Below are 13,397 nucleotides of genomic sequence, written 5' to 3' on the forward strand. Positions count from 1 at the left end.
GATTGCGGCGGTTCGGCCTAGCGGACCAGGATGTTCTGGAACTGCCAGGGGTCGCTTTCGTCGATTGATTCGGGGAAGAGACCGGGGCGGCCTTCGAGCGGCGTCCAGTCCGTGTAGTGCCCCTCGACGGGGCCGAGATAAGGCATCTGCACTTCGAGGCAGCGCTTGTAGTCCATCTCGTCGGCCTCGACGATGCCGGCCTTCGGGTTCTCCAGCGCCCAGACCATGCCGGCGAGGACCGCGGAGGTCACCTGCAGGCCGGTGGCGTTCTGATAGGGCGCGATGCGGCGGGTTTCTTCCAGAGACAGGCGCGAGCCGTACCAGTAGGCATTCTTCTCGTGGCCGTAGAGCAGCACGCCGAGTTCGTCGACGCCGTCGACCAGTTCGTTCTCGTCGAGAACATGCAGCACCGGCTGGGCGTTGCCGCCATTGCCGAACATCTCGTGCAGCGACAGAACGGCGTCGTTGGCCGGATGGTAGGCATAGTGGCAGGTCGGGCGGAAGGACACGTCGCCGTCCTTGTCGCGGACCGTGAAGTAGTCGGCAATCGAGATGGACTCGTTGTGGGTGACGAGGAAGCCGTATTGCGGACCGGGTGTCGGGCACCAGGTGCGAACGCGGGTATTGGCGCCCGGCTGCTCGAGGTAGATCGCCGCCTTGTTGCCCTTCTTGTGCTTCTTGGCGTTCTTCGGCATCCACTTCTCGTGCGTGCCCCAGCCGAGTTCGGACGGCTGCAGGCCTTCGGAGATGAAGCCCTCGACCGACCAGGTGTTCCAGAAGACGTTGAGCGGCTTCGGATTGACGGAGCGCTGGGTGTCGCGTTCGGCGATGTGCACGCCCTTGACGCCGAGCTTCTTCATCAGCTTCGCCCAGCCGTCGCGATCCTCGTGGTTCGGTTCCTCGAATTCCAGGCCGGTATCGTTGGCGAGGTTGACGAGCGCCTGCTTGACGAACCAGGAGACCATGCCCGGATTTGCGCCGCAGCAGGAGACGGCGGTCGTGCCACCGGGGCGCTTTTCCTTTTCCTTGCGCACGGTTTCACGCAGCGCGTAGTTGGTGCGGTCGGCGTTCTTCATGCCCTTGTCGAAGTAGAAGCCGAGCCACGGCTCCACGACCGTGTCGATGTAAAGGACGTCGAGCTTGCGGCAGAGCTTCATGATGTCGAGCGAGGAGGTGTCGACGGAGAGATTGACGCAGAAACCCTGGCCTTCGCCTTCCGTCAGCAGCGGCTTCAGGAGGTCCTTGTAGTTCTCCTTGGTGACATGCTCCTGGATATGACGGACGCCGAACTTGGCAAGGATGCCAGTGTCGTCGGGCAGGGGATCGATGACCACGAACCGGTTCATGTCGAAGCTGAAGTGCCTCCAGATCAGCGGCAGCGTGCCGCGACCGATGGAGCCGAAACCGATCATCACGATCGGGCCGGTGATTTCAGCGTAAACCGGGTAGGTCTGGTCTGTCATAATGCTTTTCTCCTGGGCATGAGCGCCCTTGTTCGTTCCGCTCTAATCACAGTCTTCTGACATAATAAAGACGGTTCTCTCACGCCTGTTCCGTCGCGGCCGCTTTTTCGGCGGCCAAGGCGCCGAGAAATGCCACCAGCGGGTCGCGCAGCGTGCGTAACCCCTTGTAACCAAGCTGATCGTCATTCAGGCCTTCGAGCAGCCTGGCCATGCTGGAAAGCTGTTGGGAAGCGTCGGGCCTTGCGGCGATCGCCGCCAGCGGATCGACGAAGACCCGGATCGTGAAGAGAATGTCGCCCGAGACCGGCAGACGGCTCAGTGTCTGGCGTTCGGCGCGGATGAAGTTTTTGATCGCTTCCGCTCCCGCCACCGCGGGATCACCGGCTGTGTGTTTGGAGACGGGTTGCGGCAGGGCACCGTCGCCCTTGATCGACCAGTTCAGTCGTTCGACCGGCTTTTCGAAGAGAAGATTGTCGAAGATCCGGTTGACCAGCTGCGCGTTGCGGGTGCCGCCCTGGAAACCCGGAACGCTGGCGTGGACACCTTCCATCGGCTGGCCGAATTTTTCCGTGAGCGACCACGACGATGGGAACGCGACATAGGCGGCAACGATGTGCCAGCCCGTTTTCTTGCGCCGCATGAGGACCAGATCGTCCTGAACGAGCGAGCCGGCACGCAGCAAGGCGGGCCGCGACGTATCGGCGATGTCGACGCGATGTCCGCCCATCTCGAAGATCGAGCCCTCGCGACGGTAAAGGTCGCCGTGCTCGCTCGCCAGATGATCGGCAAGCCGCGTCAGCACCTCTTCCTGCGCCTCTTCCGTCCCGCTCTCCATCCGGAACACCTCGTCCAGGTTTTCGCGGCACAGGCGGGCCTTTTCGTCGAGATAGAAGCCGAGATCCACGTCGGGTTCGATCCAGTGGCCATAGTCTATTGGCTTGAGGCCGATGCTGAAGGGCGTCGGCAGGGCGGTGTCGCGGGTGTAGATGGGTGCTTGTATCGTCGTGACCATGCGAAGACGTCCAATTGAACTCAGCCCAGACTATGCTGCTGTCGTTGCCGCTGTCGAGATCAGCGAGGCGATATCTCTTGACCCAATCTTTTGGCCGCCTCAGTCTTTGAGGCCTTCCAGACCGGGAGCGGTCATGGAGATGGCAGCCTGCGTAAAGTCGTATGTGGCAACCCCGTGAACCGCGAATGGATCACGCGCGCAAAATGCCTTGACGTCGTCGAGGTCCCCCTTTGCCAGCAGCACGCCGCCGGTGCGCGGCACCTTCCGGCCGGAGGCGATCAGCATGCCGCTCTCATATCCCTCCTTGAGCCACGCAATGTGGCCCTCCAATTGCGCCTCGACGGCTTCGATGGGCATGACATAGGTGAGCGAAACGATGATCATTGGGGGGACCTCATCTGATCCTGGGTTAAGATGGCTCTCAGCCTTGCGCCTTGCCTCCAGTGCGCGGGCCAGGGCAAGAAGAGCGACAAGAGCAGCCACCGGCAGTATGCGGTGGTGATAGCGGTCGGGCGGCCCCGAGACGATGGCGAACAGCAGATCATTGGCGAGACAAAGTAGCAGTATCGTTGCACTCCAGCGCCATTCGCTACCGGATAGGATCTTGCGGGCGGTGAACAGCCCGAAGGCCAGGGTGATATAGAAGGCGTAACGCAGGCCCGTAGCGATATCTCGTGCGGCGCTGCTCTGCATCATTCCCTTGCTCTGGAGAGACTTGTAATAGGCGGTCGGCATGGGTTCGTCGAGCGTGGCACGAAAATCGAACCGCGTTCTGGGAAGATAGAAACTCAGCCAATCCTGCAGAATGATACCGGCAAATCTCACTGGTTGGCTGGTCAGCCCGTGCCAGACGATCGGCAGGGCGTGATTGCGTTCGAAATCCACCATATCGAAGCGTTCGCCCATGCGGCTCTTCACATCCCAGAACAGGTCGCGGCGGTTCTTGTTTCCGGGCAACGTCTTGATGATCTTCAACTCTGCCTCGGCCTCGCAGAGGCTCTGGTTTCCACTTTTGCGGCACTCGTCGCCGAGAAGTGTCGGTTCGACAGAGAACAGCCTTGCGGCGAGGAATGTCTTGCCAAGGGTTGGCAAGCCGTTGTCGTACTTTGCATGAAGCGCCATGCCGACGCCGAGGGCGACCAGAACGGTCAGGCCTCCAAAGATCAGGGCCGCGCGGCTTCTCAGCAATAGAGCTGCAACGAGTGTCAGCACGGCCGCGAGTGGCACGCCGCTGCCATGGCTGGACAATAGGCAGCCGGCAACAAGAGCGAATGCGAGGTTCTTCCTCCTGATTGCCAGGATCATGAAGACAATAGCGGGGAAAAAGAGCCCGTCCACCAGGACCGCGCTGGTGTAGACGGGTTGCAGCGAGAGGACTGCCAGTGGAACGGCCAGCGGCAACCAGCGCCGACAATTGAATTCCGAGCAGAAGGAGACCCAGGCAACGGCCGACAGGAGTGCCATGATAACCGGCAGGCTCCAATAGCCGATCAGGTGATACAGCGGGGATGCCAGAACCGCGGCGAAGGCGGGCCGCATCCAGTTCGTGCCTTCGCCGGAATAGGCAATCGAGTCCTCCATGACGAAGGGAAAACCGTTGAGTGCCGCCGGGAGGAGGAAAAGGCCGGTCAGCGCCAGAATGAAGAAGGCGTCCGTCAGAGGTGATCCGCTGCGCCGGGAATACGCCTCCTGCATGCCTTCGACTTTGGCCGGACTTTCAAGGTTCATCTGCTCGCCGACTTTCGCAATCGCTTCCATGCAACTGAGCCTCGAATCGGCTCTCGCCGCCAAGACGTATCACTTGCGCCAATGCGCGCGAACAAGGCCGCGGAGTGAATTGCCAATGAAGACTTCTCGATCGCAAATGTCTTCCGGTCTCAGGCATTGCTCCCGAGCTTGCCCTGACCGGATGAGTTCGGTTCTGAGCACACCTTCGAGCAGTCCGGCCGAGAGCGGCGGTGTCAGCAATCGCCCCGTCGCGTCCCCTATGAAGAGGTTGGTGATCGTCCCTTCACAGAGTTCGCCCTTTTCGTTCAGCAGCAGAACCTCGTCTGCCTCGTCGCGGGCATATTCCGCGCGGGCCGCGGCATAGACATCGCGTCTCGAAGTCTTGTGGCGGAGGAGTGTATCGTCCGAGCGAAGACGCGTTCTCGCCATCTTTACGGTCCAGACCGTATCGGCCGGCAATGCTGCATGGGGCGCAGTCATCACGTCTATCCCGCCATTCGGGAAAAGCTCGAGGCGGACGCGAAGGGGCTCGTCTCCCGATACGGCAGCAAGTAATGCGCGTTCCGCACCTTCTGCACCCGGGAAGCCGAGCGCTTCAGCAGAGGCTTTCAGCCGTTCGAGATGAAGCGGGAGGCGGACGAAGCCTGTCCCCGGCTCCCAGCGCAGCGTCTCGATCAGCGAGAAATCCATTGGTCCCCCACGGCAAAGCGGGCCTTCAGCAGGCATTCGTCGTATTCGGCCTCGGCATTGGAATCGAAGACGATGCCGCCGCCGACATTGAAGACGGCCCGGCCATCATCGAACAGGGTCAGCGTCCGGATCGCCACGGAAAACCGCATGGCCCCGGACGGCGAGACGAAGCCGATGGCGCCACAATAGACGTCGCGCGGGCCGGCCTCCAGTTCGTGCAGGATCTTCATCGCCCACATCTTCGGCGCACCCGTCACCGAGCCGCAGGGGAAGAGCGCGGCAAAGATGTCCGTCAGCGTCGTCTCCGGAATGAGTTTCGCCTGCACGTGGCTGACCATCTGGTGGAGCGTCGGATACGTCTCGACCTCGAAGAGCTTCGGAACGTCCAAGGTGCCGACTTCGGTGATGCGCGAGATATCGTTGCGCAGGAGATCGACGATCATGCGGTTTTCCGCCTGGGACTTTTCGTCTGCCTTCATTGCCGCGATGATCTCTTCATCTTCCTTCGAGGTTGCGCCTCTACGGGCGGTGCCCTTCATCGGATGGGTCTCGATCCAGCCCTCGTCATCGGTGCGGAAGAAAAGCTCGGGCGAGCGCGACAGGATGATCGGGCCGCCGAGATCAATCAACGCTCCGTATTTCACCGGCTGCCGCTCGATCAGCGAATGGAATGCGGCGAGCGGATCGCCGTTCCAGCGTGCCACAATCGGCATCGTCAGGTTGCCCTGGTAGCAATCGCCCTTGCGCAGATGGTCATGCAGCGTGTCGAAGCGCTGGCGGTAGGCTTCCAAATCCCAGGCTGCCGCCGGTTCGGTGATGAAGGGCTCGTTTTCCTGGCGCTGCCGTGTCTCGGCCAACGGATGGTCGTCGGCCTGTGGCGCATCGAAAATGCCGAAGTTGACAAGCGGCGTCTCGCGATTGTCCTCGATCAGCGGCGCGAGCTTGTCTTCGAAGATGTAGCCCGCCTCGTAGGACATGTAGCCTGCCAGCCACTTGCCCTCTCGTCGCGCCTCTTCCAGCCGTTCGAGCGCCGGCAGGATGTCGGCCCTGCGCCGAACGCAGACGATTTCCTCCGGCCCGGCAAAGACGAGGCTTTGCCGGGTGGTGTCGTCCCGGAAGAGGGCGAAGGCTTCACGCATGCGGTATCAGGTCAGCAAGGCGGCCTATGCGTCAAGGGCTTCCAGCTCGTCGATCAGGCCTTCGATCATCGACAGCCCCTTCGACCAGAAGGCCGGATCCGACGCATCGAGGCCGAAGGGCTTCAGGAGCTCGCTGTGATGCTTGGTGCCGCCGGCCTTCAGCATCGCGAAATACTTCTCCTGGAAGCCGGCCTCGGCGTTCTGGTAGACCGCATAGAGCGAGTTCACCAGGCAATCGCCGAAAGCGTAGGCGTAGACGTAGAAGGGCGAATGGATGAAGTGCGGGATGTACATCCAGTAATCCCGGTATTCGTCCGTGATCGAGATCGACGGGCCGAGGCTGTCGCCCTGGACGGAGAGCCACAGATCGCCGATTTGCTCTGCCGTTAATTCGCCCTCCTTGCGGGCGGTGTGCACCTTGCGCTCGAATTCGTAGAAGGCGATCTGGCGGACGACTGTGTTGATCATGTCCTCGACCTTCTGGGCGAGCATGGCCTTGCGTTCGCGCTTGTCGGTCGTCTTGGCGAGAAGGGCGCGGAAGGTGAGCATCTCGCCGAAGACGGACGCGGTCTCGGCGAGCGTCAGCGGCGTCTGGCACATCAACGCGCCCTGCGCACCGGCGAGCACCTGATGGACGCCGTGGCCGAGTTCGTGGGCAAGCGTCATCACATCGCGCGGCTTGCCCATGTAGTTGACGAGCACATAGGGGTGGACGGAGGGAACCGTCGGGTGGGCGAAGGCGCCGGGCGCCTTGCCCGGGCGCGCCGGTGCGTCGATCCACTGTTCGTCGAAGAAGCGCTTTGCAATGCCCGCCATGTCGGGCGAGAAGGCGCCGTAGGCCGACAGCACCGTGTCCTTCGCCTGGCTCCACGGGATCACCGCGTTGGGAGTTTCGGGCAGCGGCGCGTTGCGGTCCCAGAAGTTCATCTGCTCCATTCCGAGCCACTTCGCCTTCATCTTGTAGTAGCGATGGGACAGGCGCGGATAAGCGTCACGGACGGCGGCGGCGAGCGCATCGACGACCTCGCGTTCGACCCGGTTTGCGAGATGCCGGCTGTCGGCGATGTCCTCAAAGCCGCGCCAGCGGTCGGAGATTTCCTTGTCCTTGGCGAGCGTATTGGTGATCTGGACGAACAGCCGGCGGTTTTCCTTGAAGGTCTCGGCGAGCGCCATCGCAGCCTTCTTCCGCACGTCGCCATCGGGCTCCTGCAACATGTTGAGGACAGGCTCCAGCGGCAGCTTTTCGCCATCGATATCGAAGCGCAGTTCGGCCATCGTCTCGTCGAACAGGCGGTTGAACGCGGCGGCGCTGGTCATCGACTTTTCGAGGAACAGCTGCTCCAGCTTGTCGTCGAGCTGATATGGCTTGTCCTTGCGCAGATCGACGATCCAGAACTGGTAGTGAGCGGCGACGGGATCGTTTGCCAGGCAGCCGTCGATGACGGCGTCTTCGATGCGGTTCATTTCGAGCGTGAAGAACAGCAAACGCGCCGAAACATCGGTCAGTTTGGCCTGAACGTCGCCGTAAAGCTTGCCGTTTTCGGGCTTGGACGTATCGCCGAAATAGGTGAGGCCCGCGAAAGAGGCGATGCGGCCGAGCAGGTCGTCCAGCACCTCGTATTCCTTCAGCGCCTGGCCGATGCCCTGATCGCCGGCGCGGGTCGCTGCCTCGGCCAGTCTGCCCTTCCAGCGCGCTTCGAAGGCCTCGGCCTTTTCGGCGGCTTCCTTCAACGCCGTCTTGAATTCCTGCGAGTCGGCGGACGGATAGAGATCGGTCAGGTTCCAGACCGGCAGATCGCCGAGCCCGGCAACATTCGCCCGCGCTTCGTCCGCGGCGCGGACAGGGGAAAATAGGGCGGCTGCCGGAATGTTCTTCATCGTCTTCAAGTCCTTCATGTTCATGCCGACGGCGCGCTGCCGTCATCGTCAGCCCAAGAAGTAGTCAAGCCAGGCGGGCGGGGCAAGGCCGGAAGAAGACATGGTCTCGTGCGGAAACGGCAATCGCTAAAATGCGACCATTTCTCAAAACGGGATGTTCAATCGTTCATGGAAGAGTGCCATCGCCAGCCCTGAGCCTGTTTCAGGTCCGAAGCCGATTTGCAGGAGTGATACCAATATGTCCGCCCATGTCCTCGTCGCCGAAGATGATCCGATCCAGCGTCGTCTGCTTAAAAATGCGATCGAACGACACGGATATGTGGCGCATCTTGCCGAGAACGGCCGCGAGGCGCTGGAATTCCTGCGCCGTGGCGAATACCAGGTCAACGTCATCGTGCTCGACCTGATGATGCCGGAGATGACCGGTCTGGAATTCCTCGAGGCGCTGCGTCAGCGTGGCACGGAAATTCCCGTTATCGTCCAGACCGGACAGGGCGGCATCGAGACCGTCGTCCAGGCCATGCGGGCCGGCGCCTTCGATTTCGTCGTCAAGCCGGTTTCGCCGGAACGCATCGCTTCGGCGATCTCCAACGCCTTGAAGCTCGACCAGCGGGAAGCCTTCGCGCGCGCCGGACGCCGTCCGCGCACCGGGCACATCTCGTTCGAGGACATCGTTTCCGCCAGCCCCGACATGCTGCGCGTGGTGGAGCTGGCTGAACGGTCGGCCCAGTCGAACATTCCGGTTGTTCTCGAAGGTGAATCCGGCGTCGGCAAGGAGCTGGTCGCCCGCGCCATTCAGTCGTCCGGCCCGCGTGCCAACCGTCCGTTCATCACCGTCAATTGCGGCGCGATTCCGCACAACCTCGTCGAAAGCATTCTGTTCGGACACGAGAAGGGCGCGTTCACCGGCGCGACCGAGCGTCATAGCGGCAAGTTCGTCGAGGCCGATGGCGGCACGCTGTTCCTCGACGAGATCGGCGACCTGCCGCTCGAGGTCCAGGTCAAGCTCCTGCGCGCCGTCCAGCAGGGCGAGGTGGAAACGATCGGTGCCACCAAGCCGCGCCGCGTCGATGTCAGGCTGATCTCGGCGACAAACAAGGATCTGATCGAGGAGGTCAAGGCCGGCCGCTTCCGCGAGGACCTCTATTATCGTCTCAACGTCTTCCCGATCCATATTCCGGCCCTGCGCCGCCGCCGGGAGGACATTCCGCATCTCGTCCGCGTCTTCGTGCAGCGCTTTGCCGAGGAGCAGAAGCTCGACACGGTGCCGGAAGTCACATCCGGTGCGCTGGCGCTGCTGACGGCCTATGACTGGCCGGGCAATATCCGCCAGCTGGAAAATGCGATTTTCCGCGCCGTCGTGCTTGCCAAGGACGGCCAGCTGACCGAGCATGATTTCCCGCAGGTGGCCGCCGAAATTCCGGGTGCGCTGAGCGACGAGGGCGTATCGGTGCCGCCCGGCGGCTTCAAGCCGCAGCTGCGCTATTCCGCGCCGCCGGTCTATCCCGAATTCAGCGCCGCCGCACCGGCTTCAGCGCCCGCGGAGGAAATTCCCGCTGCTGCGAAAGGCGATGCCACGGACGATTTTCCGGACAATGTCATCGTCAGCACGGACCCGCTCGGCGACGTCAAGAAGCTTGCCGAGGTCGAGGAGGAGTTGATACGCTTCGCGTTGAAGTTCTATCGCGGCCAGATGAGCCGCGTGGCCCGCAAGCTCGGCATCGGTCGATCGACGCTTTACCGCAAGCTCAGGGATTACGGCATCGATCCGGATGATCCCAAAAAAGACGCTGCATGAGAAATATTTAAGCGTTCCCCGTTAACCGTCGAGCAAGCCACATAGTGTATATGTCCCTAAATCTTGTTAGTGGATTATTCACTATGTCAGGAAGAAGTGGTAATCCGTGGCAAAATTGCCATTGTGTTACCGTATTTCAGCTTCATGTGAGACGGCATTGAAATTGTCTCTCGGACGGGGATCGAGTTGCAGGTTGTGACAGGCTACAAGCTGCCCGCATTGCACGGGCGGCCGGACTCTAGGCAAGTGCCCGCGCGTGGCTTTCCGCTACGGCAGGTCATGCTGCAGGTCCTGTGCTGGCTCATGCTGATGTTTGCAGCAGCGCCGGTATTCCTCGCGTCGGCCAACAGCGCCGCCGCCGAAACGCGCTCGCTGAAAATCTACTTCATCCACACCGGCGAAAAAGCCAACATCGTCTACAAGCGGAATGGTCGTTACGATCCCAAGGGGTTGAAACAGCTGAACCATATCCTGCGCGACTGGCGGCGCAACGAATCCACCAACATGAACCCGCGTCTGTTCGACGTGCTCTGGCAGGTCTATCGCGAGAGTGGTTCAAACGGGTACATCAACGTCGTTTCCGGTTACCGCTCCCCGGCCACCAATGCCATGCTCCGGTCGCGCTCCAGCGGCGTCGCCAAGAAGAGCCAGCACATGCTCGGCACCGCCGTTGACTTCTTCATTCCCGGCGTTCAGCTCGCCAAGATTCGCGAAATCGGCATGAAGCTGCAGGCCGGCGGCGTCGGTTACTATCCGCGCTCGGGCTCGCCCTTCGTGCATATGGACGTCGGCAGCGTTCGCGCCTGGCCGCGCATGACCCGCCAGGAGCTGGTGAAGCTGTTCCCGAATGGCCGCACCCTGCATATTCCCGCCGATGGCAAGCCGCTGCCGGGCTATGAACTGGCGATGGCGGATTACAAGAAACGGCTGAGTTCCAACACCGTTCTCGTGGCCGACAAGGGCGGTGGAAAATCGAGAGGCAAGACGTTATTCGCAGCCTTGTTCGGCGGCGGTGACGAGGATGAGGGCGAGGACGTGGGTGATGCGCCTGCAACGGTCTCGGCTCCGGCTCCCGCGCCGCAGGTTGTCGAGCAGGCGCCCGTCCAGGTCGCTTCGGTTGAGCTTCCGGGCGTCGACAGCATAGAGCCGCCCGTGCCGCTCCTGAGGCCTTCGCTCAAGGATGCGCCTGCCAACATTGCGGTCGCGGCTGCGCTCCTGCCGCCGGCACACAATCAAGCGGAAGATGCGCTTGCTGCTGCCATGCCGGAGAACCCGACGGATGCGGGCGAGGAATATGCCGATCTTGCGGACTATGACGACATTCCGATTCCGACGCTGCTTGCGGCCCGTGGCCTGCCAGGCGATGCCGATGAGGGCAACATGACGGCGAGTGCCGATGACGGTCAGTGGAGCCGCTTCGGCGATGCTCCGGCGCCGCAGGAACGCCCCGCCTATCAGGTTGCGTCGCTGACACCTGCCGAATTGCGCAGCGCAGGACTGTCTGCAGACGAGGTTGTCTCCTGGGGCAAGAAGCAGCAGGAGGCCGGCCATGTCCAGCATGCCGACCAGATCCTGACGGCTGCCGTCCTGAAGAGCGGCTTCGAGCAGAAGCCGATCATGACGGCCTATGCCGCACCTGACCCCGTCAAGCAGGTGATAAAGCAGAACAGCGGCCTCGGCGATGCGTTCGATGTTCCTGAAGCGGCCGACAACAGTCTCGCCAAGGGACTTCCGGTCAAGGGCGCACGCCCCGACACGGCCGAGGCGATCGTTGCCCGTGTCGGCGACGACAAGGTTCGCGTCGAGCTGACCAGGAAGATGCTGTCCGACTGGGCGGTCGCCAATGCGGTCGCTCCGGATGGAGCCGGCGTGATCAAGGCCCCCCGCTTTGCCGGCGACGCCATCCGCCGCAGCCCGGCCATTGCCCGCGGCACCGGTTTCTCGACGCAGACGCAGCCGATCGATGCCGGACGTTTCAGCGGATCCGCCGACGAATTGCTCTGACGTATTCGAGCGTGTCGCAGGTCATGAAAAAAGCCGCCCCTGGGGCGGCTTTTTTGTTGTCGTCTTCAGACCCGCATCATTCTTCCGGCGGCGCTTCGATCATGCCGAGAGCGTGCAGATAGGTGTCGAGGATCGCTTCCTGTTCCAGGCGCTCATCCTTGTCCTGCTTGCGGATCGAGATGACCTTGCGCAGCACCTTGGTGTCGTAGCCCATGGACTTGGCTTCGCCATAGACGTCCTTGATGTCGTCGGCGATCGTCTTCTTTTCTTCTTCCAGCCGCTCGATGCGTTCGACAAAGGCGCGGAGCTGGTCGCGGGCGAGCCCGTGAGCATCAGACATGTCTTACTCCTGTTTGATGTGACTTTCGGTTTGGTAGCGTCACCTGCCGCGAACGGGCGGCAAGGTCAAGCAGATTTCCGGGCGAGGCCGCTATTCCTTCGGTCTGTTGCGCTCGAACGACTGCAGATCGTCGGCGCTAGCCTCACGCTGATGACGGGCCTTCCACTCCTCGTAAGGCATGCCGTAGACGATCTCGCGCGATTCGTCCTTTGTGACGGCAAGGCCTTCCGCCTCTGCTGCCTCGCGATACCAGTTCGACAGGCAGTTGCGGCAGAAGCCAGCGAGGTTCATCAGGTCGATGTTCTGCACGTCGGTGCGTTCACGCAGGTGGCTGACCAGGCGGCGGAAGGCGGCGGCCTGCAGTTCGATTTCCTGTTGCGGGGTGGGCTTGGACATCGTGTCGCTCTCCTTTGTTTCGGTCAGCCTTGCGGGTAGGGACCCGTGCGGGACGGGTGCAGCTCGACCGCATGCAAGGACGGATCGGCATTCATCGTTTCAAATAGCGGCGCCAGCCGCTTTGCCCAGGCCTCTATCCCTTCATCATCGCCGATCAGGTCCTGGCGCACCTCGAGGAGCGCGTGCGGAATGCCCTGGGACATGCAGTGCCGGTACATGCAATCGCCCTTCAGCGCACCGTCATAGGGCTCGTTGTCGCCGACCAGAATATCACCTTGTCGCGAAAGAAGGTCGATGAGCTGTTTCGGCGCACGCGGGTCGTTGTCCCAGAGGACTGCCGCGTGCCAGGGGCGCGGGGTTTCTCTCCAGAACGGCGTGTAGGAATGCAGCGAAAGCACCAGCGGCGCCTTGCCGCAGGCCTTCGCGGTGCGCGAGATCAGCGCATCGACTGCCGCGTGGTACGGCCGATGGAAGGTTTTGACGCGGTTGTCCCATTCTTCCTCGGTGATCGGATGATTGGCCGGAACGATCGCGCCGTCGGAGATCTTCATGATCAGCGTCGGATCGTCCTCGCCGCGGTTCGGATCGATCAGCAGCCTCGAAAAGCAGCCCATGATGGCGGGCACACCAAGCATTGCCGACAAGCGCCGGGTCAGTCCCTCAATGCCGATATCGAAGGCAATGTGGCGCTTGAAGGCGCTGTCGGGAAGTCCAAGCGAGCCGTAATGCGCCGGCAGCCCGTTCATGGCATGATCGGCGATCAGGACCATACCTTTGTCATAGTCGCCTTCTAGCAATTCGAATGGTGAGAATTCATGCATGGGGCACATCCTGAAATGATAAGGCGCCTTTATTTACATGAGCCCGAAGAGCGTGCAAGCGCCGCAATCCGGCGTCCGGGATGCCGCGTGACCCATGTCCCGGACCATTTATATCGATTAAACTGGCG

10 protein-coding genes and 2 pseudogenes are annotated in these 13,397 nt (G+C 61.8%); 3 read left to right on the forward strand and 9 right to left on the reverse strand.

Going from position 1 to position 13,397, the window contains the following annotated elements; genetic code table 11:
• Nucleotides 1-17 precede the first annotated feature (17 nt).
• The 6 genes from NN662_RS02665 to NN662_RS02690 all read right to left on the reverse strand — a co-directional run bounded on the left by NN662_RS02665 (nucleotide 18) and on the right by NN662_RS02690 (nucleotide 7,910).
• Nucleotides 18-1,463 carry a homospermidine synthase gene (locus NN662_RS02665; protein ID WP_261928772.1) on the reverse strand — a complete coding sequence of 482 codons (1,446 nt, stop codon included), beginning with the start codon at nucleotides 1,461-1,463 and terminating at the stop codon, nucleotides 18-20.
• Between the two features lie 79 nt (nucleotides 1,464-1,542).
• Nucleotides 1,543-2,475: a heme-dependent oxidative N-demethylase family protein gene (locus NN662_RS02670; protein WP_261928773.1), complete on the reverse strand. Its 933-nt coding sequence runs from the start codon at nucleotides 2,473-2,475 to the stop codon at nucleotides 1,543-1,545.
• 99 nt (nucleotides 2,476-2,574) lie between these two features.
• A complete protein-coding gene (locus tag NN662_RS21465) occupies nucleotides 2,575-4,233 on the reverse strand; it encodes a YciI family protein (protein ID WP_315972578.1) in 1,659 nt (552 codons plus the stop codon).
• 39 nt (nucleotides 4,234-4,272) lie between these two features.
• Nucleotides 4,273-4,893, reverse strand: a complete 621-nt coding sequence (locus NN662_RS02680) for an aminotransferase class IV family protein (protein ID WP_261928774.1) — start codon at nucleotides 4,891-4,893, stop codon at nucleotides 4,273-4,275.
• On the reverse strand, nucleotides 4,878-6,032 hold the full coding sequence (locus NN662_RS02685; RefSeq protein WP_261928775.1) for an aminodeoxychorismate synthase component I: 1,155 nt from the start codon (nucleotides 6,030-6,032) through the stop codon (nucleotides 4,878-4,880). Before NN662_RS02685 ends, NN662_RS02680 begins: the two co-directional genes overlap by 16 nt.
• 24 nt (nucleotides 6,033-6,056) lie before the next feature.
• Nucleotides 6,057-7,910, reverse strand: a complete 1,854-nt coding sequence (locus NN662_RS02690) for a M3 family oligoendopeptidase (RefSeq protein ID WP_261931843.1) — start codon at nucleotides 7,908-7,910, stop codon at nucleotides 6,057-6,059.
• A 238-nt stretch (nucleotides 7,911-8,148) separates the two neighbouring features.
• On the opposite strand from NN662_RS02690, the pseudogene NN662_RS02695 reads away from it, so the two are divergent.
• The 3 genes and pseudogenes from NN662_RS02695 to NN662_RS02700 all read left to right on the forward strand — a co-directional run.
• Nucleotides 8,149-9,334: pseudogene (locus NN662_RS02695) on the forward strand (sigma-54-dependent transcriptional regulator); the annotation flags it as partial.
• Nucleotides 9,335-9,504: 170 nt separating this feature from the next.
• A pseudogene (locus tag NN662_RS21475) lies at nucleotides 9,505-9,708 on the forward strand (helix-turn-helix domain-containing protein); the annotation flags it as partial.
• A 246-nt stretch (nucleotides 9,709-9,954) separates the two neighbouring features.
• On the forward strand, nucleotides 9,955-11,712 hold the full coding sequence (locus tag NN662_RS02700) for a DUF882 domain-containing protein (RefSeq protein ID WP_261928777.1): 1,758 nt from the start codon (nucleotides 9,955-9,957) through the stop codon (nucleotides 11,710-11,712).
• A gap of 76 nt (nucleotides 11,713-11,788) precedes the next feature.
• Here the strand turns inward: NN662_RS02700 and NN662_RS02705 are convergent, their stop codons facing one another.
• The 3 genes from NN662_RS02705 to NN662_RS02715 form a co-directional block, all read right to left on the reverse strand.
• The gene (locus NN662_RS02705) at nucleotides 11,789-12,052 is read right to left on the reverse strand and encodes a DUF2312 domain-containing protein (RefSeq protein ID WP_261928778.1); all 264 of its coding nucleotides are present in this window, start codon (nucleotides 12,050-12,052) and stop codon (nucleotides 11,789-11,791) included.
• Between the two features lie 90 nt (nucleotides 12,053-12,142).
• On the reverse strand, nucleotides 12,143-12,448 hold the full coding sequence (locus NN662_RS02710; protein ID WP_261928779.1) for a DUF1244 domain-containing protein: 306 nt from the start codon (nucleotides 12,446-12,448) through the stop codon (nucleotides 12,143-12,145).
• 23 nt (nucleotides 12,449-12,471) lie between these two features.
• On the reverse strand, nucleotides 12,472-13,269 hold the full coding sequence (locus NN662_RS02715; RefSeq protein WP_261928780.1) for an N-formylglutamate amidohydrolase: 798 nt from the start codon (nucleotides 13,267-13,269) through the stop codon (nucleotides 12,472-12,474).
• Nucleotides 13,270-13,397: the final 128 nt, after the last annotated feature.

This window comes from Rhizobium sp. NRK18, from assembly GCF_024385575.1.
Classification (GTDB): Bacteria; Pseudomonadota; Alphaproteobacteria; order Rhizobiales; family Rhizobiaceae; genus JANFMV01.

Excerpts from the sequence above, each read along its gene's own strand:
- NN662_RS02665 (WP_261928772.1), bottom strand. The coding sequence starts at position 1,463 with ATGACAGACCAGACCTACCCGGTTTACGCTGAAATCACCGGCCCGATC.
- NN662_RS02670 (WP_261928773.1), bottom strand. The coding sequence starts at position 2,475 with ATGGTCACGACGATACAAGCACCCATCTACACCCGCGACACCGCCCTG.
- NN662_RS21465 (WP_315972578.1), bottom strand. The coding sequence starts at position 4,233 with ATGGAAGCGATTGCGAAAGTCGGCGAGCAGATGAACCTTGAAAGTCCG.
- NN662_RS02680 (WP_261928774.1), bottom strand. The coding sequence starts at position 4,893 with ATGGATTTCTCGCTGATCGAGACGCTGCGCTGGGAGCCGGGGACAGGC.
- NN662_RS02685 (WP_261928775.1), bottom strand. The coding sequence starts at position 6,032 with ATGCGTGAAGCCTTCGCCCTCTTCCGGGACGACACCACCCGGCAAAGC.
- NN662_RS02690 (WP_261931843.1), bottom strand. The coding sequence starts at position 7,910 with ATGAAGAACATTCCGGCAGCCGCCCTATTTTCCCCTGTCCGCGCCGCG.
- NN662_RS02705 (WP_261928778.1), bottom strand. The coding sequence starts at position 12,052 with ATGTCTGATGCTCACGGGCTCGCCCGCGACCAGCTCCGCGCCTTTGTC.
- NN662_RS02710 (WP_261928779.1), bottom strand. The coding sequence starts at position 12,448 with ATGTCCAAGCCCACCCCGCAACAGGAAATCGAACTGCAGGCCGCCGCC.
- NN662_RS02715 (WP_261928780.1), bottom strand. The coding sequence starts at position 13,269 with ATGCATGAATTCTCACCATTCGAATTGCTAGAAGGCGACTATGACAAA.